The sequence below is a fragment of the Endozoicomonas sp. SESOKO3 genome, from assembly GCF_024606255.1.
In genome coordinates, this window is the sequence record NZ_JAHHPR010000121.1 from 1 (window position 1) to 1,398 (window position 1,398).

The following is a 1,398-nucleotide window of genomic DNA, read 5'->3' on the forward strand; positions in this document are numbered from 1 at the left end:
GCCAGGGTGCTGGCTCAATATCCCGATGAGCCCATTCTGTAGAGTGAAGCGGTCGGAGACGGTTCAAACGATTTGAATATAGCGGGTCTTGCTATTGCTCTGGCGACAGAGGGTAATGAATACAATCCGGGTGACTTTGTGATTGTAAACCAAGCGGATGAAATGCCTCTGGGTGGTACAGATCCTCTGATCAGAACATTAGGTTTGGATCTGCTGGTTGGTGGTGAAAATGGTGAAAAGAGCGTTACCACCATCCGTGGCGCTTCCCGTTATGGTTATGGCACTCATATGTCCAGTTTTGTTCCTATGCCTTTGGCTATAATCGATCCGGATCTGCTGCCCAATGACATGCAAGTTCATAATAGCATTGTTAAAGCCACTCTTTCATTCATGGACTCGAACGGGTCTTTTGTGGAAGTTAAAAACTATGGCCTTACCAATGGCGATAATCTTTTGCTGCCTGAAGAGGATTTCCCGGAGCAGCCAGAGTATAAGAGGAGATAATTCTTGCTTTAGAGAGGGTGTTGCATAATCCTGGTTCCCAAGCTTTTAGGCACTGCGGGTCTCAGTTTGGGAACGAGTCAGAGAAGGGCTGCATTTATCAACAGTCTCTTGGTACGCCCTAAAACACTCTATTTTTTCCTTTGTTCCTCAAATTCACTCTTTGCCAATTGGTAACCGGGAGCACCAGGAGCATAATAGAGTTCATTAAACAAGTCTTCGGTTTTAATACTTCCCAAAAAACCACATGTCAGTGAAGATTCGTAGCTTGTTTTTTTTGCAGTGCCAATTATTGTGAATATCATCTTGCCTCTATAGTAGATGCGATGATAACCGGTAACACTGCCATCACACTCTGGACGGACACTAAACGGTTGTGAAATTTTTGAAATATCGGAAGGTTCAAGATGTTCAAGTAACTCGATGGCATTCCTGAATACCTGGATATCCGGAGAAGGAGATTCTGCTTTGGAATGCACATCATTTTCAATGAGAATAGTCATTAACCAATTCATTTGCTTTATGATTCGTGACACAAAGACTCTGGTTTTGTACGCTACTTTTGCGTCAGCCTGATGGGCCTGTGATGGAAGGGGTTGTATTTCTGTCATTGCATAATGAGCGCGGCCTAACGATTTTTCTGCGGAAATCAGTGCCCCTTCAGCGAACTCACTTCTATTGGGTGCTTTTCGGAGTTCACAAACGCCGTGACAGGAATCGGCGTAACACGCTAAACCCAGAGTATGTTGGTCTTGTTCGGGGCCTTCGTTACCGCCACCAGAGCCAGACGACAGGAGACTGTTGAAAGAGCCTGTAGCATGAGTGGTTATCCCAGAGGCTTGCTGACCGGATGATTGTGATGGCGGCTTTTGTTGGTCACTTTGCTTTAGGTTGCAG

General features: G+C 45.4%; 2 protein-coding genes. One reads left to right on the forward strand and one right to left on the reverse strand.

The features are described 5' to 3' along the window. Nucleotides 1-72 precede the first annotated feature (72 nt). Nucleotides 73-504 carry a hypothetical protein gene (locus tag KDK18_RS02210; protein ID WP_257252881.1) on the forward strand — a complete coding sequence of 144 codons (432 nt, stop codon included), beginning with the start codon at nucleotides 73-75 and terminating at the stop codon, nucleotides 502-504. Between the two features lie 128 nt (nucleotides 505-632). Here KDK18_RS02210 and KDK18_RS02215 read toward each other — a convergent pair. Next, on the reverse strand, nucleotides 633-1,398 hold a 766-nt coding region (locus tag KDK18_RS02215), incomplete at its 5' end, for a hypothetical protein (RefSeq protein WP_257252883.1).